We start from the raw sequence: 23,076 nt of genomic DNA on the forward strand, positions 1-23,076 counted from the left end.
GCGCGGCGTGGACGGGTGAAGCGCGCCGGTCTAGGTTCGGTCCAGTTTCCCGTTCATCGTCAACCACGATTCGCCGCCATGCGCGAGAGCGCGTCTTCGCTTACCGATCAGCCGCTCGAGACCATTACCGGTACGATCGAGCGCGTGACCTTCCATTCCCCCGCGACGGGATTCGCGGTGCTGAAGGTCCGTGTCCGCGGCAAGCCACAGCCTGTGGCGGTGGTCGGCTCGGCCTCGGCGGTGGCGGCCGGCGAGATGATGACGGCGCAGGGCGTCTGGGTGAACGACCGCACCCACGGCCTGCAGTTCAAGGCCTCCGCCCTTGTCACCGCCCCGCCCGCCTCCAAGGACGGCATCGAGCGCTATCTCTCCTCCGGCGCGATCAAGGGCATCGGCATCGCCACCGCCCACAAGATCGTCCAGGCCTTCGGCAAGCGCACCTTCGAGGTGCTGGATAGCGAGCCGCACCGGCTCTCCGAGATCGCCGGGCTGACGACTGCCCGCATCAAGCGCATTGCCGACAGCTGGGCCGAGGACCGCATGGTCCGCGATCTCGGCGTGTTCCTGCAGGAGCATGGGTTGGGCCTGGGCCAGGCCGCCCGCGTCCATCGCGCGCTCGGCAATGACGCGATCGCCCTGATACGCCAGGATCCCTATCGCCTCGCCCGCGATGTCCGCGGCATCGGCTTTCTCACCGCCGACCAGGTGGCGATGTCGCTGGGGCTCGCCCGCGACGCGCCGGAGCGGCTGCGCGCCGGCCTCACCTATGCGCTGCAGGAAGCCCGCGACGACGGCCATACCGGCCTGCCCCGCCACGAGGCGATCCAGCTCGCCGCCCGCCTGCTCGAAGCCGACGAGGATCTCGTCGAACACGCGGCGCAGGCGGAAGTCGCCAGCCGCAGCCTGATCGCCGACGATCTCGGCGGCGAGCCACATCTCTTCCTGAAGGACCTCTACCGCGCCGAGAAGACCATCGGCGAGACCTTGAAGGAACTGACCAAGGGCACACCGCCCTGGGGCGCGATCGATCTCGACACCGAAGTGCCGCGGGTCGAGGCGCGTACCGGCAAGGCGCTGGCGCCCTCGCAGCGCGAGGCGCTGGCGACCATCCTGTCCGCGAAGGTCTCCGTCATCACCGGCGGCCCCGGCGTCGGCAAGACGACGCTGCTCGACACGATCCTGAAGATCCTCGCCCGCCACGACGTCTCCGTCATTCTGGCGGCTCCCACCGGCCGTGCCGCCAAGCGCATGACCGAGCAGACCGGCATCGAGGCGAAGACCATCCACCGCCTGCTGGAGATCGATCCCGATTTCGGCGCCTTCTCGCGCGGCCGCGAGAACGCGCTGGAATGCGACCTGCTGGTGGTCGACGAGACCTCGATGGTCGACGTGCCGCTGATGCTGGCACTGGTCGAATCCGTGCCGGCCAACGCAGCGCTGCTGCTGGTCGGCGACGTCGACCAGCTGCCGCCCGTCGGCCCCGGCCAGGCGCTGGCCGACATCATCGCATCCGGTCTCGTGCCCGTGGCGCGGCTGACGGAAGTGTTCCGTCAGGCGGAAGCCAGCCGCATCATCTCGACGGCGCATCGCATCAACCGGGGCGAGATGCCCGAGCCCGTGCCGCCCGGTGCCGAGAGCGACTTCTACTGGGTCGAGGCCACCACGCCCGAAAGCGGGCTCGCCAAGATCATCGAGATGGTGAAGGAGCGCATTCCCCGCCGCTTCGGGCTCGACCCCATGCGCGACGTGCAGGTGCTGGCGCCGATGAACAAGGGCGTGCTCGGCGCACGCAACCTGAACATTGAGCTGCAGAAGGTGCTTAACCCGCCGCAGGGGCGCTCGGTGGAGCGCTTCGGCTGGACCTATGCCGCCGGCGACCGCGTCATGCAGACCGCCAACGACTATGACCGCGACGTGTTCAACGGCGATCTCGGCCAGGTGCTGCGCATCGATCAGGAGGAGAGCGAGCTGGTGGCGCTCTTCGATGGCCGACAGGTGAGCTACTCGTTCAACGAGCTGGAAAACCTGATGCCGGCCTATGCCACCACCATCCACAAGAGCCAGGGCTCGGAATATCCGGCCGTGGTCATCCCGGTGACGACGCAGCACTACGCCATGCTGGCGCGCAATCTCATCTACACCGCGGTGACGCGTGGTCGCTCGCTCGTGGTGCTGGTCGGCGAGACGCGGGCGCTGAAGATCGCGGTCGATGGCGGGCGCATGAAGCCGCGCATCACCAAGCTCAGGGAATGGCTGACCATGTGAGGGGGAGTTCTGCCTACCTCGACGTGATGCTTGCCGAAGTCTGTCGCCTGCTCTCCCCAAGGCGCACACGTCACCCCCGGCGAGACGCCAACAGGCGTCGAGAGAAGGGGGTCCAGAAAGAGCCCGGGCAGGCTGAGAAGCGGGAAGTCTGGATCCCCTTCCCTCGCCGTTTCACGGCTCGCCGGGGATGACGTCCGTGGTGTGACGCTGGTCGGTCCAGCCCCGACCTCTCCCTTATCCGACGCGCTCTCTCCCTTCCTCATCCTGAGGTGCGAGGCAAAGCCGAGCCTCGAAGGACCTCTTCTCGGCCCAGTCCAAAGGCGTCCTTCGAGGCTCAGTCACTAACGCTCCCTCGCACCTCAGGATGAGGTGAGGAGAGGCTTGTGCGTCACGCAGACAAAACGGCCCCCCCTCACGACGTCATCCCCGGCGAGACGCGCAGCGTCGAGGGAAGGGGATCCAGGAGCCACGCGATCGGTTCCGGCCGCAGGCAAAGCTGCCACGCCCTGGCGAACTGCCCCTGGGCCCCCTTCCCTCGCTTCGCTCGCCGGGGGTGACGACTGCGCATGCGACGATGGCCGGGCGCGGCTGGGTGCCAGGGCGGCAACGAGCCCCCTCACAACAACGGCTTCAGCGCCAGGTGCAGCCCCAATCCCACCAGCCCGATCAGGAACCAGAAGCGGAACCGTTCCGCGCTGATCCGACCCCGGACGATCTGGCCGAGCCACATGCCGAGAAGCGCCGGCACAAGCATCGCGAGCGAGGCCCCCGCGACATCCAGCCGGAACACGCCCGACTGCGCGAGGCCTGCGGCCAGCGCCAGGGTCGCGGCGAGAAACGTGATGCCCAGAGCCTGGACGAGATCATCCTTCTCGAAGCCCAGCGCCTGCAGATAGGGCACCGAGGGCATGACGAAGATGCCGGTGGCCGCCGAGACAACGCCCGTGACGATCCCGACCAGCGGTCCAAGCCATGGTTCGGCGGCGGCGGGCACCGCGAACTTCACCTTCGCCAGTCCGACCAATGCATAGACGACCAGCACGATGCCGAGCGCCACCGCCGCCTGGGCCGCACGCGCTCCGGTCAGCACGCCGGAGCCGAGCCAGGTGCCGACCGCGATCCCGATCAGCAGCAGGGCGATACGGCGCGTCAGGCTCCAGAGATTGGGGCCGGCCGCGATCTGCCAGATATTGGTGATCAGCGAGGGCACCAGCATCAGCGAGGCCGCGCCCGCCGGCGGCAGGATGAGGCTGAGAAAGCCGACCGCCACAGTTGGCAGGCCGAGGCCGATCACGCCCTTGACGAAGCCTGCGGCGACGAAGACGAGGGCGGCGATCACAAGCGTCTGGGTGTCCAAGATGCGTCTCCGTTGCGGCCATCCGATATGCCGGCACTCTCGCCGATCCGCCAGACCGAATGGTTCGGCGCAGGCCGAAACATCCCGCCGGAAATCTGGCTAGGATGACATCATGAAGGAAGGTCCCTCCATTGCCGCCATCGCCGCCCTGATCGGCGATCCCGCCCGCGCCAACATGCTGGACGCGCTGATGAGCGGCCGCGCCCTCACCGCCGGCGAGCTGGCGGCGGAAGCCGGCATCTCACCGCAGACCGCCAGCGGCCATCTGGCCAAGCTGCGCGAGGCAGGCCTTGTCCTCGTCACATCCCAGGGTCGCCACCGCTATTTCCGCCTGTCCGGCCCGGACATTGCCCAGGTGCTGGAAGGGTTGATGGGGATTGCCGCGCGCACCGGCCGGACACGCACCCGCACCGGTCCGCGCGATCCCGCCATGCGCACCGCCCGCCTCTGCTACGACCATCTTGCCGGCGAATGGGGCGTGCGCCTGTTCGACGCTTTCGTCGCCCATGGCCAGCTGGCAAGCGACGGCGAGGCTGCCTCGCTCACCGACCAGGGGCGACGCTTCTTCGCAGCCGAGGGGATCGACATGGCCGAGCTCGATCGGAGCAGGCGGCCCCTGTGTCGCGCCTGCCTCGACTGGAGCGAAAGGCGCCCGCATCTTGCCGGCGCACTCGGCAAGGCTGTGCTCGATCTGGCGCTCAGGCGGGGCTATCTGCGGCGGGTGGGCGAGAACCGCACGCTGGCGGTGACACCGCCGGGCCAGCGGGCATTGATGACCTGGTGCGAGGAGCCGGGCGGACGGCGCCTGCGCGCGGTGCCGTAAGCCTGGGGTCGCGGACTGACGCCCCACCCCAACCCTCCCCTCATGGAGGAGTGGGGGTTCCATTCCAACGGCTCTCAGACTCCGCCCAATGGCCAGGGCCGGTTGATGCCAGTCACACGGACGACCGAGGGCGGCGCGCCATGCCCCCTCCCCGCTTGCGGGAGGGTTGGGTGGGGTGTCGCGGAACACCTGCCGATACTTAGCCGGCGTGCAGCCAGCACCTCACCCAGCGGGCGTCGCGTTCTGCGGCGGCTGGATCGGCGGGGCAATGATGATGCCCTTGGCGCGGAACCGGGAAAGGATCGCCAGTTGCAATTCGCTGCGCACGGTCAGCGAATAATCGACATTCTTGACGATGCAGCGCAGTTCGAAATCGAGGCCGAGATCGGCGAAGCGCATCAGGAACACGCGCGGCGGCGGCTCCTGGATGACCAGCCGGTTCTCGCAGGCCGCCTTCATCAGTTCCTCGCGGACCAGCTCCGGATCGGAATCGTAGGCAACGCGCACCGGGATCGCCACCCGACCCATCGTGTTGGAATGGGTCCAGTTCTTGACCACGCCGGAGATCAGGTCGGCATTGGGCAGGATGACGGTCGCCCGCTCGAAGGTCTCGATCTCGGTGGAACGCACCGAGATCTTGCGCACATAGCCTTCCTCGCCCTTCACGACGATGGAGTCGCCGACCCGGATCGGCCGCTCGGCCAGAAGGATCAGGCCCGAGACGAAGTTCGACACGATCGACTGGAGGCCGAAACCGATGCCGACCGACAAGGCACCGGCGACGATCGCAATATTGGACAGATCGAGCCCCAGCTGCCGAAGCGCAATGGCGATGACCAGCGCGACGCCGGCATAGTTGAAGATCGTCGACACCGAGTTCTGCAGGCCGGCATCCATGCCGGTGCGCGGCAGAACCTTGTCGCGGATCCAGCGCTGGACGGCGCGCAGCAGCAGGAAGCCGATCGCCAGCACGCAGCCCGCGATCGCCACCGTCAGCGCAAGGGCCTGCGCGTCGCCGAGCCGGAAGCCCAGCACGGCATCGTCGATGGTGGCGCCAAACGCGGCGAGCACCGAACCGACGATGACGGCGACATGCAGGATGCCGCCAAGCAGCGTGCCGAGAAGGTCGAGCCGGTCGGGCTTGATGCCGATGGAGGCGGCAACGGAACGGCCGCGCACGGTGGTGGCGCCGAACCATTCGGCGATCAGGGCATCGAGCAGCACCAGGACCATGACCGTGCCGGCGAAGATGACGACCGCGCCGGCGACATGGGTGGCGATGAAGGCGGCGAGCGCTGTATAGCCGGCGAACAACGCACCGATGATCACGGCAATGGCGAGCCAGAGCGCGGGCCGGGTCCAGGCCCAGGGTTGCGACGCCGCGGGCTTCGGTGCCGACTTGTCCTCCCCCTCGACCTCGGGCTCGTCCCGCTCGGTCGTGCCGCGCAGGAAATTGACCCCGACGGTTGCAATGGCCAGCGCGGTGAGGCTCGCGATCAGCACGGTAGCGGCGACCGGCGCGATGATCACCTGCGCGAAACTCATCAGCAGGATGTAGATCGCGATGATCCAGGCGATCTGGCGCATCGCGTGATAGACCGCCTCGGCGAAGGCATCCGGCAGGGCGATCAGCCGATAGGCCGGCACGCCGGGCGCGAGGGCCCCCTGCAGCACGCCGCGGGTGAAGGCGATGACGACGGCGGCCGTGATGATCGCCTGCGGGATCAGGGTCTGGCCGCGTGGCAGGATCAGTTCGAAATTGGCGGCAATCCCAAGGCCGACGCCGACCAGCGCTGGCAGGACCAGCGAGCGCTCGGCCGCCACCCTGATATCGGACAGAACCATGGAGAGCCTGGACGGCGGGGTGTCTGCGGGTGGCGCATAGAGGCCGTGACGGCGCAGGATCCGATAGAGCACGATCAGGCCGGCCATGGCCGCGAGACTGACGATGCCCGCGACAGCCAGCCGGGCGGCCCCGACATTGCGGGCCAGATGATCCCACCAGTCCGAGGCAAGGAACCGGGTTCCGCGCAGCACGCGCGGTATGGCGGCGCTGAGTTCGGACCAGAATCGCGGATCGACGACCGATGTGGAGCGCTGGAACAATTGGGCGGTGAACAATTGCCGGCGCCGCTCGACGATCCGGGCGGCGACCTGATCGGCGCGCACCTGCTGAACCTTGAGCCCCCTTACACGCACGTCGATCTCGGCGACGGCCTTGGTCTGCTCCTCGCGCTGCTGCTTGGCCTCGGGCGCCTCGGGCGGCGCATTGGCGGCCGGCGCCGCGCCAAGCTGGCTCAAGCGGTCCCGGGCCTCCGCGAGACGCGGCTCGACTTCAGCCAGCGCCGCCGCCAGCTGATCACGGACAGGGTCGAGCCTGCGCCGCACAGCGGTCAGTTCGTCGCTGGTCAGCCGCCGCTCGAGCATGGCCTCGATCTGGTCGAGTTCCGGCTTGGCTGTCTCCGCCGCGTCGCGCGCCGGAGCCTGCGCCATGGCCGTGCCGGCAAGGCACATCGCGACCAGAACACAGGCGAGCGCACGGGCGAATCGGTCGAGCAATCGGCTGCGCATGGGGTCTCCGGCGGATGTGATTCGGGCGCGGCGAGAGTGCCACAGGAGGGCGCGTGGACCGAGAGCCGCACCGCGCCGATTGCGGTTCAGTTGCCGCCCGGCTTGCTGATGGCGGGGAATGGCGCGAAGGAGCTGACCGGCGGCGAGGCCTCGCTGGCGGCCTCCTGGTTGCCCTGCCGATTGATCGCGTCGAGCACGGCACGCAAGGCGTCGCGGTCGCGCGTCACGTCGCGCAGCGGCGCGGCGGCGCCCGAGCGCCGGATCAGGCTCTGCGGATCGGGGAGCGCGAACGGATCTTCCCAATTGCCCTGCACGACGAAAGGCAGCTCGAAATTGCCCTCGCGGGTCGAGCGCTTGAGCATGGCGATACCGTGCATGTCGAGCTCGCGCGCGGGCAGCTGGATGGCGCCCCCCATGCTGACCCGGATGATCGGGCCATCGAGGACCAGGTCCTCGGTGCTGGCGACCCCGTTCACGATGCGCAAGGTAGCTGCGACCCGGTCATAGGGCGTGCGGCCCGAGCGCGCATCGGCGCCGGTCGATGCCAGTGGCCGGCGCTCCAGCCGGCGCAGGATCGCCTCCGCATTGAAGCCGTGGACGGCCCCCTCGACCGCGGAAACCGTCGCCTGGCCCGAGGCCGTGCGGGCGAAATCGGCCATGTGGGCGCCACGGGCCTCCAGCGCGACCTGGATATTGGCGGTGCCCTCGAGCCGGCGGAAGCCGAACCACGCTCCGAGGCCCTGGCCGAGCTGGGCGCGCTGCACGGTCAGCGACGCGCGCGCCTCGAAGCCGCTCGCATGGGGCTGGATGACGAGGGCGCCGCGCAGGTCGCCGCCATAGGCCTGCGCCTCGCCGACGGTGAGCGTCAGGCGGCCATTGCGGGCAACAACGGCCGCGGCGGAGCGGCCGAAGGTTGCGCTGCCGATCACCACCTCGCGCGCCGACAGGCGGAGATCCAGATCCGACGCGATGATCGGCGACAGGTCGATCGGCCGGCGGCTCCAGCCGCGGCTATGATCCGGCGCCACATCGAGATCGGCGAAATAGGGCGTGGCATTGACCCGGCCGGCATCCAGCGTGCCCTGGACCTGAGGCCGCTCGCCGCCAAGCGTCACGGTCAGCGCGCCATCGGCGACATTGCCGTCGAGCTCGGCATTGACCTTGGAGAAGGCGAGCGCATTCGGCGAGATCCGCACCTCGCCCTTGAGCGCGAAGGAGCCGAGCGCCGGGCCGATGCCGGGGTTCTGGCCGATCCAGCGCAGGAATGTCCGGAGCGAGGGGCCGTCGAGCGTCATCAGCCCCGAGGCGGTGGTGCCGTCGCCGGAACTGACCTCGCCGTCGAACCCACCGCGCAGCGGCGCGGAGGCGAAGCGCATCTTCAAGCCACTGGACTCGCCGCCGAGCAGGGCCAGCGGCCGCGCGACGATGGCGCTGATCTCGGTTGCTTCCCCACGCAGCACGAACCGGCCGGAAATATTGGCCTGGCGCTCGAACCCCGGCCAGGCCACCGCAAGCTCGATAGCGCTGAGGTCGATCCGCTGCTGCGTCTTCTCGTCGACGATCGCGGCCTCGCCATCGACAATGCGGAAGTCCGGCACGCCGCTGCGGTTCTGCAGCGACACCTGGCGCACCGCGTCGAGTGCCGCGTCCCAGTTGGACCGGCCGTCTCCGGCGACCTGGATGGCGATGCGCGGGCGGACCAGCACATAGTCGGAGATCGACACCTGGCCGGTGAGGAGCGGCAGCAGCCTCAGCGCGCCGACCACGCTGTCGCCGGTGGCAAGTGCCGGGCGGTCAGGTGCGCCGATGCGGATCGTCTCCAGATGGACGGCCAGCTGCGGCAGGATCGAGATCGATACCGATCCACTGACCGTGACGGGAACCCCGAGCCGCTGGCCGAGTTCCTGGACCACGATCCGCCGCACGCTCTCCGAGGGAACGATCAGCGGCACCAATGCCAGAACGCAGGCGAGCAACACCGCGGCTGCGCCGACGATGGTCATGACCCGTTTGATGGCGGAAGCTAGGCTCAAGCGACACTGCCCTGCTGCGGTCCGGCACGGCCGGACGTTTCGATGACGAGACTGCGATCAACGATGGGGCGGAGACAGTTGGGGGTCGGCCATGGCTTTTCGATGGCCGCAAAACCACGCGAGGACGCGACTGGCGGCGAACCTTCAGGCAGCAGCGCCGCTCGCGGTTGAGGCAAGCGGCGCGCCGGTGGTTGAGGGCCAGGCCGTCAGGCGGCCTTGGCGAGCGACGGGCTGACCTTGAACGAGGCTTCCGTCTGCGCCTTCACCTCATCGAGCGTGACGCCGTCGGCGAGTTCGAGCAGCGTCATGCCGGTGCCGCCCTTCTTGTCGATCGAGAACACGCCGAGATCGGTGATCACGATATCGACGACGCCGGCGCCGGTGAGCGGCAGGTTGCAGCGCTTGAGCAGCTTCGGGCCATCCTTGGCCGAATGCTCCATCACCACCACCACGCGCTGGACGCCCGCGACGAGATCCATCGCGCCGCCCATGCCCTTCACCATCTTGCCCGGGATCATCCAGTTGGCGAGATCGCCGTTCTCGGCCACCTGCATGGCGCCGAGGATCGACAGGTTGATGTGGCCGCCGCGGATCATCGCAAAGGAATCCGACGAGGAGAAATAGCTCGTCGTCGGCAGCTCGGTGATCGTCTGCTTGCCGGCATTGATCAGGTCCGGGTCTTCCTCGCCCTCAAAGGGGAAGGGGCCCATGCCAAGCATGCCGTTCTCCGACTGGAGCTGCACGTTCATGCCGGCAGGAATGTGGTTCGACACCAGCGTCGGGATGCCGATGCCGAGATTGACGTAAAAGCCGTCGCGCAATTCCTTGGCGGCGCGGGCGGCCATCTGGTCACGAGTCCATGCCATCGGGTCTCTCCTCTCAGGCAGCTTGGCGCGGGCGGGTGGTGCGCTGCTCGATCCGCTTCACCGGATTGGCGAGGTGGACGATGCGCTTCACATAGATGCCGGCGGTGTGGATATGGTCGGGATCGATCTCGCCCGGCTCGACCAGATGCTCGACCTGGGCGATCGTCATCCGCGAGGCCGTCGCCATCATCGGGTTGAAATTGCGGGCGGTCTTGCGGAAGACAAGGTTGCCCTCCTTGTCGGCCTTCCAGGCGTGGACGAGCGAGATGTCGGCGAACAGGCCGGTTTCCATCACGAATTGCTCGCCGTTGAACTCGCGCACTTCCTTGCCGTCGGCGATGATCGTGCCGACGCCAGTCTTGGTGAAGAAGGCCGGGATGCCGGCGCCGCCGGCGCGGATGCGCTCGGCCAAGGTGCCCTGGGGATTGAACTCGAGCTCCAGCTCGCCCGACAGGAACTGCTGCGCGAACAGCTTGTTCTCGCCGACATAGGACGAGATCATCTTCTTGATCTGCTTGGTCTCGAGCAGGATGCCGAGGCCAGCGCCATCGACGCCGGCATTGTTGGAGATGACCGTCAGGTTCTTGGCGCCCGAATCGCGAACGGCCTCGATCAGCACGTCGGGAATGCCGCAGAGGCCGAAGCCGCCGGACATGATGGTCATGCCGTCCTTGATCTGGCCCGCCAGTGCATCCTTGGCGGTTGAATAGGTCTTCGAACTCATCGCAAATCGCCTCGCAGACGGGCCTTGTCAAAGGCCTCGATCGAATGCATGCCGCACTCTTGCAGATTGAACCGGCGGACAATGGGGGATTTCGGCCCGCCCATCAAGAACCAACAGCCGAACAGATGATGCCCAGGGCCCATTCCAGATAACGGCCATGCAGGCGGGCGCGTGACATCACCCCTGCGAGGTGCTTTCGTCCCGGCCAAATCAGAGACAACGAGGAGACGACCATGGACAGGACCATCATCGCCATTACCGGTGGTGCATCCGGCATCGGACTGGCTGCCGCGCGCGCCGCCGTCGCCAAGGGCTGGCATGTGGCGGTCGGCGACCGCGACGAACGCGCACTGGCCGCCGCCGAGACGGCGCTGGGCAACAAGGCGACCTATACCGGTCTCGACGTCACCGACGAGGCCGCCGTCGATGCCTGGATCGACGCGGCCACCGCCCGCGGACGGCTGGCGGGTCTCGTCACCTCCGCCGGCATCGGCGCCGACGTGCCGGCCCTCGACACATCGGTCGATCTGTTCCGCCGGGTCCATGCGGTCAATGTGCTGGGCACGTTCCTGTGCGCCCGCGCCGCCGGCCGGGTGATGCGCGATTCCGGTGGCGGCTCCATCGTCACCATCGCCTCGGTCTCCGGCGTCCGCGGCTCCAAGGGCCGGGTCGCCTATGGCTCGTCGAAGGCCGCCGTCATCAACATGACCCAGGGGCTCTCGACCGACCTCGCCCGCTTCGGCATTCGCGCCAATGCTGTCTGCCCCGGCCCGATCGAGACGCCGATGACCGCCGAGATCCACGACCGCGCCACCCGCGAGAGCTGGCTCAGCCATGTGCCGATGCGCCGCTATGGCACGCCGGACGAGATGGCGACGCTGATCGCCTTCCTGCTCGACGAGACCCAGTCGAGCTACATCACCGGTCAGGCGATCTCCGCCGACGGTGGCTTCGCCGGAGCCGGACTTCCTAATTTGGACGGCTGAACCACCATTTTTCGAGGCAATGCGTCGATTGGTCATCGTCCAAACGGCCTACCGGGCCTGTTTTTGCGCGAAATTGCATTGACCTTCCCGTCCGGCCCGATAGTCTTTTTGGCGAAGCTCGAAATCATATTTCGGGCAATGAAACGCAAGTTTCAGTCAGGGAAATGTTTGGGCACGAAGACGGCGACAAGCCGCGCGGGCCTTCCAGGGAGGACATGGCGTTGGCGCCATCTGATCCGGCCGCGCCTCAGCGGCCGTCTGCTGCACGTCTGGATGTTGATGGCCTGTCGCTGCAATTTGGCGGCGTGAAGGCGCTCGACGGCGTATCGCTGTCGGTCGAGCCGGGCTCGATAACCGCTCTCATCGGCCCGAATGGCGCCGGCAAGACCTCCGCCTTCAATGCCATTTCCGGCTTCTACAAGCCGAAGAGCGGCACGGTGACGCTAGACGGCGCCGACATCACCCAGGTGCCGGCGCGCGACCGCGCCAAGCTCGGCCTTGCCCGCACCTTCCAGAACATCGCGCTGTTTCGCGGCATGACCGTGCTCGACAATATCAAGCTCGGCCGCCACGCCCATCTCACCACCAATGTCTTCGATGCCTTCTTCTACTGGGGCAAGGCGAAGCGCGAGGAGATGGAACTCCGCGCCGAGATCGAGCGCGACGTCATCGATTTCCTTGAGCTCGACCACATCCGCAACACCCCCGTGGCGATCCTGCCCTACGGCCTGCAGAAGAAGGTGGAGCTCGCCCGCGCGCTCGCCATGCGGCCGCGCATCCTGATGCTGGACGAACCGGTCGCCGGCATGAACCGCGAGGAGACCGAGGACATGGCCCGCGCCATCCTCGATGTGCGCGACGAATGGGGCGTCACCGTCCTCCTGGTCGAGCACGACATGGGCATGGTGATGGACATTTCCGACCATGTCTGCGTGCTCAATTTCGGCCGCCGCATTGCCGCGGGATCGCCGGCCGAGGTGCGCGCCAATCCGGATGTCATCAAGGCCTATCTCGGCTCGTCCGGCGACCCCCGCAAAGCCGATCTGGAGGTCGCGTGATGTTTGGTGCGATCGATCCCATCGACATCATCGAGACGAGCATTGCGGGCCTTGGCACCGGCGCGCTGCTGGCGCTGACCGGCGTCGCCTTCGTCATCATCTACAAGGCCACCAAGGTCATCAATCTCGCCATCGGCGAGATGCTGATGATCGGCGCCTTCGTATTCTATGGCTTCTCGGCGGGCCTTGCCCTGCCGATCTGGATCTCGATCCCGGCAACGCTCGTCGTGGCTGCCCTGATCGGTGGCGGCATCGAGCGGCTGATGATCCGCCCGCTGATGAAGGACAATCCGGTCTCGGTCTTCATGGTGACGATCGGGCTCACCTCCATCCTCATCGGCATTGTCGAACTGATCTGGACCGCCGAGCCGCGCCGCCTGCCGGAATTCCTGCCGGGACAACCGATCGTGCTCGGAGAGGCCTTCATCGGCTCGAAGACCGCCTATTCCTTCCTGATCGCAGCCGCCGTCATCGCCGTGCTGCTGGTAGTCTTCGCCTTCTGGCGTGGCGGCATCGCCCTGCGCGCAACCGCCACCGACCGCGCCGCCGCCTCCTCCGTCGGCATCAACATCGCCGGCGTCTTCTCCTTCTCCTGGATGCTCGCCGCCATGGTGGCCGCGCTCGCCGGCATCCTCGTCGGATCGGTCGGCGGCATCTCCTCGGCCATGGGCCTGTTCGGCCTGTCGGTTTTCGTGGTGGTGATCGTCGGCGGGCTGGATTCGATTGCCGGCGCGCTGATCGCCGGCCTGTTCATTGGCTGGCTGGAGGCCATGGTCGGCCGCTTCTTCGGCGGCGAGTTCAAGCTGCTCGCCACCTTCTCGATCCTGCTCGTCGTGCTGGTCGTCCGGCCCTACGGCCTGTTCGGCACCCATGAGATCGAGAGGCTCTGATGCGCGTCGCAACGGCAAAAGAGAGCTACGCGGCCGACGAGGCGCTGTTCAAGACCGACACCCAGAAGGTCTGGTTCGGCGTGCTGATGGCAGGACTCCTGCTCTATCCCTTCGTCGGCTCGGGCTACTGGATGTTCCTCGCCGTGCTGGTGATGATCAACGTCATTTCCACGACGGGCCTCAACATCCTCACCGGCTATACCGGCCAGGTCAGCCTCGGCCATGCCGCCTTCATGGCGGTGGGCGCCTATGCGGTCGCCTTCTTCGACACCCGCTTCAACACGCCGGTGCTCCTGAACCTCGTCATTGCCGGCGCGCTCTCCGCCGCCATCGGCATTCTGGTCGGCCTGCCGTCGCTGCGCATCAAGGGGCTCTATCTCGCCATCGCGACGCTGGCCGCCTCCGTCATCCTGCACTTCGTCTTCCTCAACTGGACGCCGGTGACCGGCGGCCTGCGCGGCCTGAACGTGCCGACCGCCACCATCGCCGGCATCGAGTTGGCTACCCCGGAGCGGCTCTACTGGCTGGTCATGCCGATCACCGTCGTCATGGTGCTGGCGGCCAAGAACCTGTTCCGCACCCGCGTCGGCCGCGCCTTCATCGCCATCCGCGACCGCGACATCTCCGCCGAGATCATCGGCATCTCGCTGTTCCAGTACAAGCTGACCAGCTTCGCCATCTCGTCCTTCTATGCGGGGGTCGCTGGCGGCCTCTGGGCCTACATGTTCCGCGTCGTGACGCCGGAAAGCTTTCCGGGCCTCGCCTCGATCTTCTTCCTCGCGGCCGTCATCGTCGGCGGCGCGGGCACCATCATCGGTGGCCTGTTCGGCGCGATCTTCATGACGCTGGTGCCGGAACTCCTGAAGCTGGTCGCGGCCCTCGTCACCCCGTTCTATCCGGACGCGCCGATCTATCTGGCCCCCGTCCGGAACATCGTCTTCGGCCTGCTCATCGTCGGCTTCCTGATCTTCGAACCGATGGGCCTCGCCGAGGTCTGGCGACGCATGCGGCGCTTCTTCGCGCTCTGGCCGTTCAGAACCTGAAAATCCACAGCACAACCGCCAGCCAAGGCGGGACCCCTGACCCGAGGAGACACACCATGACAAAGCTCGATCGACGCACATTCGGCAAGCTCGGCCTCGGCGCCGCGCTCGTCTCAACCAGCACCGGCCGCGCCTTCGCCCAGGCCCCCGACATCGTCATCGGCGCGGCCAGCCCGCTCACCGGCGTCTTCGCCTTTGCCGGCGTGGAAGGCTTCGAGGGCGCCCGCGACCATTTCGACTGGGTCAACCGCCAGGGCGGCGTCGCCGGCCGCAAGATCCGCTACATCGCCGAGGATTCCGGCTACCGGGTCGACAATGCGGTGGCGATCTTCACCAAGCTGACCAGCCAGCACCAGATCCCGATCTTCTTCGGTGATTCCACCGGCTTCCAGAAGGCGATCAATCCGGAGCTGAACCGCCGCAGCACCACCGTGATGGCAGGCGCTTCCTTTGCCACCGAGATCGACGACGCAACCACCTTCCCCAACCAGTGGATCCCGGGCCCGAACTATTCCGACCAGGCCAAGGTGCTGCTGCGCTACATCGCCCAGCAGAAGCGCGGCGCCTCCGTCGTGCTGGTCAATTCCGACACCGAGTTCGGCCGTGATCCGATCGCCGCCTCGGAAGCGGAGGCCAAGCGCCTCGGCCTCAACATCGTGGAAAAGATCCTGACCGCGCCGGGCTCGGTGGACGTCTCCGGCGACGTGCTGAAGATCCGCCGTCGCAACCCCGACTACGTGATCTTCCACGGCTATGTCCTGCAGCCGATCCCGGAATTCATGGCCCAGGCACGCCAGGCCGGCATGACCTCCAAGTTCATGGGCACGTTCTATTCCACCGACACCGTGCTGATGAACCGCGCGGGCGCGGCCGCAGACGGCTATCTCGGCGTCTCCTGCTACAATTTCGAGGCCAATGCGCAGGGCGCGCACATGGCGCAGATCCGCGAGATCAACAAGGAGAAGGTGCGCACCAACGCCTATTTCCAGGGCTGGACCAATGCCGGCATCGCGCTCGAAACCCTGAAGCGGACGCTCGCCGCCAACCAGGAGCTGAACGCCGCGAACCTGATGAAGGCCGCCCGTTCGATCCAGAACTTCGACACCGGCGGCGTCATCGGCGTGCCGACCTCGATCGTCAAGAACGCCATTCCCGTCGGCCGCATCTGGGAGTTCAAGGCCGCCGAGAAGCGCCTTGTCGCGGCCTCCGACTGGATGACCATCTCGGCCGCCGGCTGATCCAGACCAGGGGCGGCTGCGTGGCAGCCGTCCCACCTTCTCGCGCATGAGGCCTGCGGCATGACGGCTGAGACCGGTTCGATCCTCGAGGTGAACAATATCGAGGTCGTCTACAACAAGGCCATCCAGGCCTTGCGTGGACTGTCGCTGGCTGTCCCAAAGGGCAAGATCGTCGCCCTGCTGGGCTCCAATGGCGCGGGCAAGTCGACCGTGCTGAAGGCCGTCTCGGCGCTCCTGCCGATGGAGAACGGCCTGGTCACCGATGGCCGCATCCTGTTCGACGGACAGCCCGTCGAGCAGGGTTCGCCGCACCGTCTCGTGCGCTCCGGCCTGTTCCACGTCATGGAGGGACGGCGCATCTTCGCCGACCTGACAGTGGAGGAAAACCTCGTCGCGGCGACCTATGCGCTGACCGGGCGTGCCGACCAGAAGCCCGACTTCGACCGCGTCTATCGCTATTTCCCAAGGCTTGCCGAGCGCCGCAAGGGCCTGGCCGGCTATCTCTCCGGCGGCGAGCAGCAGATGCTCGCCATCGGCCGTGCCCTAGTGGCCAAGCCCCGCGTGATCCTGCTGGACGAGCCGTCCCTTGGCCTCGCGCCCCTGCTGGTGGAGGAGATCTTCGCCATCATCGCGCGCATCAATGCCGAGGAAGGCGTCTCCATGCTGCTGGTCGAGCAGAACGCCTCCGTCGCGCTCTCCATCGCGCACTATGGCTACATCATGGAAACCGGCCGCATCGTCATCGACGGCCCGACCGAGAAGCTTCTCGGCGACCGCGACGTGCAGGAATTCTATCTCGGCCTCGCCCACAAGAGCTATCGCGACATCAAGCACTACAAGCGCCGCAAGAGGTGGCTGTCATGACCGCGACCGTCATTCCCCTCGCCCAGGCCCGCGAGGCCGCAGGCGCCGCTTCGGCCGCCGCCGATCCCTCGGCCCTGCCGATGAAGAGTGTGGTCGAGATGCTGCGCGAGCACGCGCGCACGCGGCCCGACGACGTTGCCATTCGCCAGAAGCGCTTCGGCATCTGGCAGCCCACGACCTATGCCGAATACTGGCGCCGTGCCCGCCATGTGGGCCTTGGCTTCCGGGCGCTGGGCCTTGGCCGGAAGGGCCATCTCGGCATCCTCTCCGAGAACCGCATCGAATGGGTTCTCTCCCAGATCGGCGCGGGCATTGTCGGCGGCGTGACGGTTGGCGTCTATCCGACCAGCCCGGCGAACGAGGTCGCCTATGTGCTCGACCATGCCGATGTCGCCATCGTCGTCTGCGAGGACCAGGAGCAGATCGACAAGGTGGTGGAGGCACGCGCCGAGCTGCCGAAGATCCTGAAGATCATCGCGCTGGAAGACCGTGGCCTCGCCGGCTACGAGCCCGGCCTGGTCATGACCTTCGACGAACTGGAGGCCCTTGGCCGCGCCGAGGACGAGAAGAACCCCGGCATCGCCGACGAGCTGATGCGCGACCATCAGCTCTCCGACATCGCGCTGCTCATCTACACATCGGGTTCCACCGGCAAGCCCAAGGGCGCGATGCTGTCCTATCGCAACATCCGCGCGGGTGCGACGGGCCTGCTCGACCGCTATGGCATCGGCGAGGGCTGGTCGACCCTGTCCTACCTGCCGCTCTGCCACGTCGCCGAACAGGCGACCACGATCTTCGGACCGCTCTATTCGGGAGCCCAGGTCAATTTCGGCGAGAGCCTGCGCACCGTGCAGGAGGACCTGCGCGAGGTCGCGCCGAAGAGCTTCCTCGGCGTTCCCCGCATCTGGGAGAAGATGCATTCCGGCATCCGCGTGAAGATGATGGAGGCCCGACCGCTGCAGCAATGGCTCTACAAGACCGCCTTCGCGGCCTGCGAGCCCTTCGCCGCCAAGGCACCCTCGCAATGGACATTGACCGAGCGCCTGACCTACTGGGCCAGCTACCTCGCGGTGTTCCGCGCGCTCAAGAACGCCATCGGGCTCACCCATTGCCGCGTCGCCTTCACCGGCGCCGCCCCGATCTCACCGGAAGTGATCCGCTTCTTCCGCACGCTTGGCGTGCCGCTGGTCGAGATCTACGGCATGACCGAGACGTCCGGCGGCATTCTCGGCCAGACGCCTGACGACGTGATCGTCGGCACGGTCGGCAAACCGATGAAGGGCACCGAGGTGAAGCTCGCCGAGGACGGCGAGATCATCGCCCGCGGCCAGACCATCTTCGAGGGCTATTACAAGAACGAGGACGCCACGCGCGCGACCGTCGTCGATGGCTGGCTGCATACCGGCGATGTCGGCCAGATGCAGGATGGCCATATCAAGATCATCGACCGCAAGAAGGACATCATGATCACCGCCGGCGGCAAGAACCTGTCGCCGACCGAGATCGAGCATGCGGTGAAGACCAGCCCCTATATCAAGGAATGCATCGTTTTCGGCGACCGCCGGAAATATGTCGCGGCCCTGATCCAGATCGAGATCGACACAGTCGGCAAATGGGCCGAAATGAAGGGCATCGCCTTCACCAATTACAAGAACCTGTCGCAGCATCCGGGCGTGCGGGAACTGATCGCCGCCGATGTCGACCGCGCCAACGAGACCCTGGCGCAGGTCGCCAATATCCGGCGCTTCGAGATCATGGACAAGGAACTCGACCACGACGATGGCGAGGTGACCGCGACGATGAAGGTCCGCCGCCAGGCCATCGAGGCGAAATATGCCGAGGCGATCGGGCGGCTGTATCGGTGAGGACAGCGAACACGCGAGGCCGATCCATGTCGTCACTCGACGCGTTCGAGCGCGAACTGGTCAACCAGATCGGGCGTCCGACCCAATTAAGGCCGTTCGTGTGTGATGGCTCGCCGTTAGATGCTCGTGTTTTCCTGGTAGGGTTCAATCCAGCCAGTGAGATGAGTGCTGATTTCTGGGACTTCTGGGTGCCAGGATACGGGTTCGACAAGTCTCGCTGGTTTGCCGAATACAAAAGAGACCGAGCTACGCGACCGCTCAAGCCGGGAAAGAAATCCCGACCGGCCGTTAGCCCGTCACGGCGGATTATCGAACAAATCGTTACAGGACTGGGTCGCCATAGCTGTCTAGAAACCAACGTCTTCACATTTCCATCGCCAAACGAAGCCTCGTTGGAGCAGGTTCATAGAGACGTGGCGCTTTTCCGCTGGCTAGTTGAAACAATTCGGCCCGAACTGCTCATTGTTCATGGTGCTAGCGCGGCTGCAGAAATCGAACGCATGAGCATCTCCGCCGAAACTCGGCTGGTGCCGCATTTTTCTAGAGGGTGGTCATATGCAAAGGCTTCGGCGTTAGGCCTCGAAACGGGTCAATGGTTGGCGTCCAAGGCGACCCAATCCGATAGTGGCTAGACGCCAAACCTCATCTACCCCCCATAGGCCTTGGTCACCATCAGCACCTTGCCGGCCCGGCCACCCTCGCCGGCGGCCGCCATGGCGCGCTTGGCCTCCTCCATCGGGATGACCTCGGCGACCGGCGTCGTCAGCGTGCCATCAACCATGCCCGCCGCCATCCGGGCATAGGTCGCAGCCAGCTTCTCGCGTCCGGCCTCCTGGAACCAGTGGATCAGCCAGAAGCCCTTCAGCGTCACCTTCCGGAAAATGAGGTGCTGCGCATCGATCCGGCACTGCTCACCGGACAGCAGCCCGTAGTTGACGATCGCGCCACCATCGGCCAGCGCATTGGCCATCACGCCCGTGGCGCCGCCGCCAATCGCGTCGATGGCAAGCTTCACCGGCGCCCCGCCGGTCAGATCCTTGACGGCCTTGCGGAAGGCGCGCGGGTCATCCAGCGCATCCGCCACCACCGCCGTGCCACCGGACGCCTTGACGCTGGCCACAGCGCTCTCGCGTCGGACCACGTTCAGCGTGTTGATGCCGCGCTGTCTCGCCAGCTTCACCAGGAAGGTGCCAACGGCGGAATTGGCGGCGTTCTGCATCAGCCAGTCGCCCGGCTGCAGCGTCACCTGGTCGGAGAGCAGCGCTTCGGCGGTGGCCGGATTGCCCTTCAGCATGGAGGCCTGGAGAAGGTCGATGCCAGCGGGCAGCTTCATGGCGAGCGAGGCCTTGATGGTCACCCGCTCCAGCCAGCAATTGAGGATCATCGGCGAGACGATGTCGCCGATGGCCAGACCCTTGACGCCTTCGCCGAGCGCGCTGATCCGGCCGACCGCCTCGCCGCCCGGAATGAACGGCAGTGGCGGCTTCGACACGCCATAGAGCCCCTGGATCTGCAGGAGGTCCGACGGATTGATGTTGAGCACCAGCATCTCGACCGTCACCTCGCCGGGGCCGGGGGCTGCCGGTTCGGGCAGGTCCTGGAGCTCGATCGTGCTGGCGGGATCGCCGAACCCGTTGATGACGATGGCCTTCATGACGCGCTCCCTGTGTCCGGCGGCTCTGGAATCCCGGCCGCCCTGTCGTGCTGTTGCACGAAGAACGAAGCATCCTGGCGGAGCCAAGGCAAGCGGGGCCGAGGAACGCCGTTTGGGCGAGACGTCATCGCCCGTCACAACGTCACCCCCGGCGAGGCCGGTAGCGAGAGGCGAACGCATCTCGCGTTCGCTCGATGCTATAGGCCGAGGGAAGGGGGTCCAGGATCCCTGGGTGCGACCTTTGGGGCCCCTGGATCCCCTTCCCTCGCCGTTGCACGGCTCGCCGGGGATGACGTCAGAGCGTCAGTAGGACGGGGCGCAGACGCCCCCTGCCCCCTCAGTCCTGAAACCGCGAGAACAGGTGATCCGGCGAGGAGGTGTTGTGCCGGCTCGGCACGTTGCGGCCGATCCGCGCCTCGATGCCCTCGGCGCCGCGAAAACTCATGATCGGGCTCTGCATCCAGCGGTTTTCGCCGGCCTTGCGCCATTCGATCTGCGCGCTGTCGGCATTGGCTTCCGTGACATACATCGAGCGCATGGCGGCGAACGGGCCACCGGTCACCGGCCGCTCCAGCGTCACATCCACCGCCACCCGCTCCTGATCGACCGCTTCCACCTTCACCTTCGCGCTGCCGCCCGCCTTGAAGGTGAGGTCGAAGGTCATGGTGGCAGGATCGAACACGATGGCCGAGAGATTGACCACCGGGCGCTGCATCATCTCCACCGGGCCGACGAGGAACGACGAGCCATAGACGATGTCGCGGAGATGGGCCGGCGGGCGCGGTTTGATGCGCCAATAGCCATCGACCGGATACATGACGAGGAACTCGTAAGGGGGCTTGCCCCGCTCCTTCCAGAACAGCTGGAACAGGTGGAAACCTTCCTCCCGGCGCGTGCCGACGGTGACCGGCACGCGCTCCGGCCGCCAGAACTTGTCGAAGGTGATGCCGACCACCCTGAGACGGGCGTCGTCGTGCAGCACCACCCGGCGCGGCGTGAAGCGGAAATCCGCCTTGTCGGTGATCGTGCAATTGGTGAAGTCGGGCGCCGTGCGGTCCCGCACGATGGTGCCGATCACGTTGGGATGGAACGCCTCGACGCGGAACTGCCGCACCGTATCCGACAGGAAGCGCACGTCCACATTGTCCTCTTCCGCGCAGAGCGTCGGATGGCTCTCGTTGATCATGCGGACGGTTGAGGGCTCGGCAAGCGCCGGCAGGCTGAACAGGCAGGCGAGGATGGCAAGGCGCTTCATCGGGCGGGCTCCGGCAGGTGTCCTCGCCTAGCAGCGGCAGGCCGCCGAGGGAAGCCCGGAGGTGTGTCGCGGGCAGTGAGTGCGCTGATCGATAGGACCCCTCACCCTACCCTCTCCCCGTGAACGGGGAGAGGGAACGCAACCACCTGTTTCGCCGACGATCATGCTGCGGATTGAAGCAGGCAAGGCCGGATGAAGCGCGCTGGAATTCCCTCTCCCCGCCTGCGGGGAGAGGGCGAGGGTGAGGAACCAAGCACAGCTGAAGGTCAGGACGCCCGACGATCAGTTCCGCTCGTCCGGCAGGACCGGGATCGGGTGGAACTCGACGCCTTCCTCGATCAGCTCGCGGGCTTCCTCGGGCGTCGCCTGACCATGGATGGTCCGGTGCTCGGTCTCGCCATAATGGATCTTGCGGGCTTCCTCGGCGAAGCGATCGCCGACCGATTCCGACTTCGCCAGCAGCTGGTCGCGGAATTCGCGAATCTTGGCACGCAGTTCCTGCTCGGCTTCCGAGACGATGGCGACCGGCTGGGGCGCCTGCGGCGCCGGAACCGGCGCATTGGAGATCGGCTCAGGCCGGCGGTCGCGGCGCGCCACCTGCGGCGCCATGATCACCTTAGCCACCTTGGTCGATCCGCAGACCGGGCAGGCGACGAGCCCGCGTGTCTGCTGCGCATCGAAACTGTCGGAGGAGGGAAACCAGCTCTCGAACTCGTGGGCCTTGTCGCAGGCGAGCGCATATTTGATCATGGCGGCCCTCCCAGCGTGAAGGCCCTCCCATTGGCGAGCGAGGGGATGCGCCCGCGGATCTCGGCGACTTTGGCCATGTCGATCTCGGCCAGCACCACGGCCGGCTCGTCATGGTCGGCCTCCGCGATCACCGTGCCCCAGGGATCGACGATCAGGCTGTGGCCATAGGTATCGCGCCCGCAGACATGGTGGCCGCCCTGGGCCGCCGCGATCACGAAGCAGCCGTTCTCCACCGCGCGCGCCCGCATCAGCAGGTGCCAGTGCGCCTTGCCGGTCGGAACCGTGAAGGACGAGGGAATGGCCAGCACGCCCGCGCCGGCCTCGGCCAGCGCCCGATAGAGATGGGGAAAGCGCAGGTCGTAGCAGATAGTGACGCCGAGCTTGGCCCACGGCAGATCCGCCAGCACGGCACGGTCGCCGGGCTTGTAGGCGGCGGATTCTCGGTAGGTCTGCCCGTTCGCGAGATTGACGTCGAACATGTGGATCTTGTCATAGGTCGCGGTGACCGCGCCCTCCGGCGAGATCAGGAAGGCGCGGTTGGCGGCCTGCGTTTCGCCGGTCTTGATCGCCAGCGAGCCGATATGCAGCCAGATGCCCAGGCGCTTGGCCTCGGCCTGGAACACTGGCAGCGACAGGTCGTCCTCCTGCGCGCGGATCGCCTCGTAGAATTTCGGGCGATCCGGCTGCAGGATATTGGTCATTTCCGGCGTCTGGACATAGGTCGCGCCGTCACCGGCCGCGCCCGCGATCAGCGTCACCGCCTGTTCCAGGCTGCGAGCCGGATCGATGTCCGCCCGCATCTGCACGCAGGCCGCCGTGAATGTCCCGCCCATG

At 66.7% G+C, this 23,076-nt stretch carries 19 protein-coding genes; 10 read left to right on the forward strand and 9 right to left on the reverse strand.

Annotation, left to right across the window (positions count from 1 at the left end; all coding sequences use genetic code 11):
* Positions 1-78: 78 nt before the first annotated feature.
* Positions 79-2,265 carry an SF1B family DNA helicase RecD2 gene (gene recD2, locus E8L99_RS02940; RefSeq protein ID WP_137098146.1) on the forward strand — a complete coding sequence of 729 codons (2,187 nt, stop codon included), beginning with the start codon at positions 79-81 and terminating at the stop codon, positions 2,263-2,265.
* Positions 2,266-2,881: 616 nt separating this feature from the next.
* On the opposite strand, the gene E8L99_RS02945 is transcribed toward recD2, so the two are convergent.
* The gene (locus E8L99_RS02945) at positions 2,882-3,622 is read right to left on the reverse strand and encodes a sulfite exporter TauE/SafE family protein (RefSeq protein ID WP_137098147.1); all 741 of its coding nucleotides are present in this window, start codon (positions 3,620-3,622) and stop codon (positions 2,882-2,884) included.
* 112 nt (positions 3,623-3,734) lie between these two features.
* On the opposite strand from E8L99_RS02945, the gene E8L99_RS02950 reads away from it, so the two are divergent.
* Positions 3,735-4,445, forward strand: a complete 711-nt coding sequence (locus E8L99_RS02950) for an ArsR/SmtB family transcription factor (RefSeq protein ID WP_137098148.1) — start codon at positions 3,735-3,737, stop codon at positions 4,443-4,445.
* Positions 4,446-4,667: 222 nt separating this feature from the next.
* Here E8L99_RS02950 and E8L99_RS02955 read toward each other — a convergent pair whose 3' ends face one another.
* The 4 genes from E8L99_RS02955 to E8L99_RS02970 form a co-directional block, all read right to left on the reverse strand.
* Positions 4,668-7,016, reverse strand: a complete 2,349-nt coding sequence (locus E8L99_RS02955; RefSeq protein WP_137098149.1) for a DUF3772 domain-containing protein — start codon at positions 7,014-7,016, stop codon at positions 4,668-4,670.
* 86 nt (positions 7,017-7,102) lie between these two features.
* The gene (locus E8L99_RS02960; protein ID WP_137098150.1) at positions 7,103-9,019 is read right to left on the reverse strand and encodes an AsmA family protein; all 1,917 of its coding nucleotides are present in this window, start codon (positions 9,017-9,019) and stop codon (positions 7,103-7,105) included.
* A 236-nt stretch (positions 9,020-9,255) separates the two neighbouring features.
* On the reverse strand, positions 9,256-9,915 hold the full coding sequence (locus E8L99_RS02965; RefSeq protein ID WP_137098151.1) for a 3-oxoacid CoA-transferase subunit B: 660 nt from the start codon (positions 9,913-9,915) through the stop codon (positions 9,256-9,258).
* Between the two features lie 13 nt (positions 9,916-9,928).
* The gene (locus E8L99_RS02970) at positions 9,929-10,639 is read right to left on the reverse strand and encodes a CoA transferase subunit A (RefSeq protein ID WP_137098152.1); all 711 of its coding nucleotides are present in this window, start codon (positions 10,637-10,639) and stop codon (positions 9,929-9,931) included.
* 233 nt (positions 10,640-10,872) lie between these two features.
* Here E8L99_RS02970 and E8L99_RS02975 point away from each other — a divergent pair, with 233 nt between their 5' ends.
* The 8 genes from E8L99_RS02975 (at position 10,873) to E8L99_RS03010 (ending at position 19,215) form a co-directional block, all read left to right on the forward strand.
* Positions 10,873-11,625 carry an SDR family NAD(P)-dependent oxidoreductase gene (locus E8L99_RS02975; protein ID WP_168201537.1) on the forward strand — a complete coding sequence of 251 codons (753 nt, stop codon included), beginning with the start codon at positions 10,873-10,875 and terminating at the stop codon, positions 11,623-11,625.
* Between the two features lie 215 nt (positions 11,626-11,840).
* Positions 11,841-12,683: an ABC transporter ATP-binding protein gene (locus E8L99_RS02980; RefSeq protein ID WP_137098153.1), complete on the forward strand. Its 843-nt coding sequence runs from the start codon at positions 11,841-11,843 to the stop codon at positions 12,681-12,683.
* Entirely contained in the window at positions 12,683-13,573 is an 891-nt protein-coding gene (locus E8L99_RS02985) for a branched-chain amino acid ABC transporter permease (RefSeq protein ID WP_137098154.1), read from the forward strand. Before E8L99_RS02980 ends, E8L99_RS02985 begins: the two co-directional genes overlap by 1 nt.
* Positions 13,573-14,616 (forward strand): branched-chain amino acid ABC transporter permease, encoded by a 1,044-nt coding sequence (locus E8L99_RS02990; RefSeq protein ID WP_137098155.1) that lies wholly within the window; start codon positions 13,573-13,575, stop codon positions 14,614-14,616. The genes E8L99_RS02985 and E8L99_RS02990 overlap by 1 nt, the downstream gene beginning before the upstream one ends.
* A 56-nt stretch (positions 14,617-14,672) precedes the next feature.
* Positions 14,673-15,854 carry an ABC transporter substrate-binding protein gene (locus tag E8L99_RS02995; protein ID WP_137098156.1) on the forward strand — a complete coding sequence of 394 codons (1,182 nt, stop codon included), beginning with the start codon at positions 14,673-14,675 and terminating at the stop codon, positions 15,852-15,854.
* A gap of 60 nt (positions 15,855-15,914) precedes the next feature.
* Complete coding sequence (locus E8L99_RS03000) at positions 15,915-16,718, forward strand: ABC transporter ATP-binding protein (RefSeq protein WP_137098157.1); 804 nt, start codon at positions 15,915-15,917, stop codon at positions 16,716-16,718.
* A complete protein-coding gene (locus tag E8L99_RS03005; protein WP_252511241.1) occupies positions 16,715-18,583 on the forward strand; it encodes an AMP-dependent synthetase/ligase in 1,869 nt (622 codons plus the stop codon). Before E8L99_RS03000 ends, E8L99_RS03005 begins: the two co-directional genes overlap by 4 nt.
* A gap of 26 nt (positions 18,584-18,609) precedes the next feature.
* On the forward strand, positions 18,610-19,215 hold the full coding sequence (locus E8L99_RS03010; protein ID WP_137098158.1) for a hypothetical protein: 606 nt from the start codon (positions 18,610-18,612) through the stop codon (positions 19,213-19,215).
* A gap of 14 nt (positions 19,216-19,229) precedes the next feature.
* Here the strand turns inward: E8L99_RS03010 and E8L99_RS03015 are convergent, their stop codons facing one another.
* From E8L99_RS03015 to E8L99_RS03030, 4 genes are all read right to left on the reverse strand, one after another.
* Positions 19,230-20,237 carry a zinc-dependent alcohol dehydrogenase family protein gene (locus E8L99_RS03015; RefSeq protein WP_168201538.1) on the reverse strand — a complete coding sequence of 336 codons (1,008 nt, stop codon included), beginning with the start codon at positions 20,235-20,237 and terminating at the stop codon, positions 19,230-19,232.
* 337 nt (positions 20,238-20,574) lie between these two features.
* Entirely contained in the window at positions 20,575-21,492 is a 918-nt protein-coding gene (locus E8L99_RS03020) for a hypothetical protein (protein ID WP_137098160.1), read from the reverse strand.
* Positions 21,493-21,774: 282 nt separating this feature from the next.
* Positions 21,775-22,242, reverse strand: a complete 468-nt coding sequence (locus E8L99_RS03025; protein ID WP_137098161.1) for a DUF1178 family protein — start codon at positions 22,240-22,242, stop codon at positions 21,775-21,777.
* Positions 22,239-23,075, reverse strand: coding sequence for a carbon-nitrogen hydrolase family protein (locus E8L99_RS03030; RefSeq protein ID WP_252511242.1), 837 nt, complete (start codon positions 23,073-23,075; stop codon positions 22,239-22,241). Before E8L99_RS03030 ends, E8L99_RS03025 begins: the two co-directional genes overlap by 4 nt.
* Position 23,076 lies beyond the last annotated feature (1 nt).

The organism is Phreatobacter aquaticus (assembly GCF_005160265.1).
Classification (GTDB): domain Bacteria; phylum Pseudomonadota; class Alphaproteobacteria; order Rhizobiales; family Phreatobacteraceae; genus Phreatobacter; species Phreatobacter aquaticus.

Coding starts and splice junctions, on each gene's coding strand:
- recD2 (WP_137098146.1), top strand. CDS start 79: ATGCGCGAGAGCGCGTCTTCGCTTACCGATCAGCCGCTCGAGACCATT.
- E8L99_RS02950 (WP_137098148.1), top strand. CDS start 3,735: ATGAAGGAAGGTCCCTCCATTGCCGCCATCGCCGCCCTGATCGGCGAT.
- E8L99_RS02955 (WP_137098149.1), bottom strand. CDS start 7,016: ATGCGCAGCCGATTGCTCGACCGATTCGCCCGTGCGCTCGCCTGTGTT.
- E8L99_RS02960 (WP_137098150.1), bottom strand. CDS start 9,019: ATGACCATCGTCGGCGCAGCCGCGGTGTTGCTCGCCTGCGTTCTGGCA.
- E8L99_RS02965 (WP_137098151.1), bottom strand. CDS start 9,915: ATGGCATGGACTCGTGACCAGATGGCCGCCCGCGCCGCCAAGGAATTG.
- E8L99_RS02970 (WP_137098152.1), bottom strand. CDS start 10,639: ATGAGTTCGAAGACCTATTCAACCGCCAAGGATGCACTGGCGGGCCAG.
- E8L99_RS02975 (WP_168201537.1), top strand. CDS start 10,873: ATGGACAGGACCATCATCGCCATTACCGGTGGTGCATCCGGCATCGGA.
- E8L99_RS02980 (WP_137098153.1), top strand. CDS start 11,841: ATGGCGTTGGCGCCATCTGATCCGGCCGCGCCTCAGCGGCCGTCTGCT.
- E8L99_RS02985 (WP_137098154.1), top strand. CDS start 12,683: ATGTTTGGTGCGATCGATCCCATCGACATCATCGAGACGAGCATTGCG.
- E8L99_RS02990 (WP_137098155.1), top strand. CDS start 13,573: ATGCGCGTCGCAACGGCAAAAGAGAGCTACGCGGCCGACGAGGCGCTG.
- E8L99_RS02995 (WP_137098156.1), top strand. CDS start 14,673: ATGACAAAGCTCGATCGACGCACATTCGGCAAGCTCGGCCTCGGCGCC.
- E8L99_RS03000 (WP_137098157.1), top strand. CDS start 15,915: ATGACGGCTGAGACCGGTTCGATCCTCGAGGTGAACAATATCGAGGTC.
- E8L99_RS03005 (WP_252511241.1), top strand. CDS start 16,715: ATGACCGCGACCGTCATTCCCCTCGCCCAGGCCCGCGAGGCCGCAGGC.
- E8L99_RS03010 (WP_137098158.1), top strand. CDS start 18,610: ATGTCGTCACTCGACGCGTTCGAGCGCGAACTGGTCAACCAGATCGGG.
- E8L99_RS03015 (WP_168201538.1), bottom strand. CDS start 20,237: ATGAAGGCCATCGTCATCAACGGGTTCGGCGATCCCGCCAGCACGATC.
- E8L99_RS03020 (WP_137098160.1), bottom strand. CDS start 21,492: ATGAAGCGCCTTGCCATCCTCGCCTGCCTGTTCAGCCTGCCGGCGCTT.
- E8L99_RS03025 (WP_137098161.1), bottom strand. CDS start 22,242: ATGATCAAATATGCGCTCGCCTGCGACAAGGCCCACGAGTTCGAGAGC.
- E8L99_RS03030 (WP_252511242.1), bottom strand. CDS start 23,075: ATGGGCGGGACATTCACGGCGGCCTGCGTGCAGATGCGGGCGGACATC.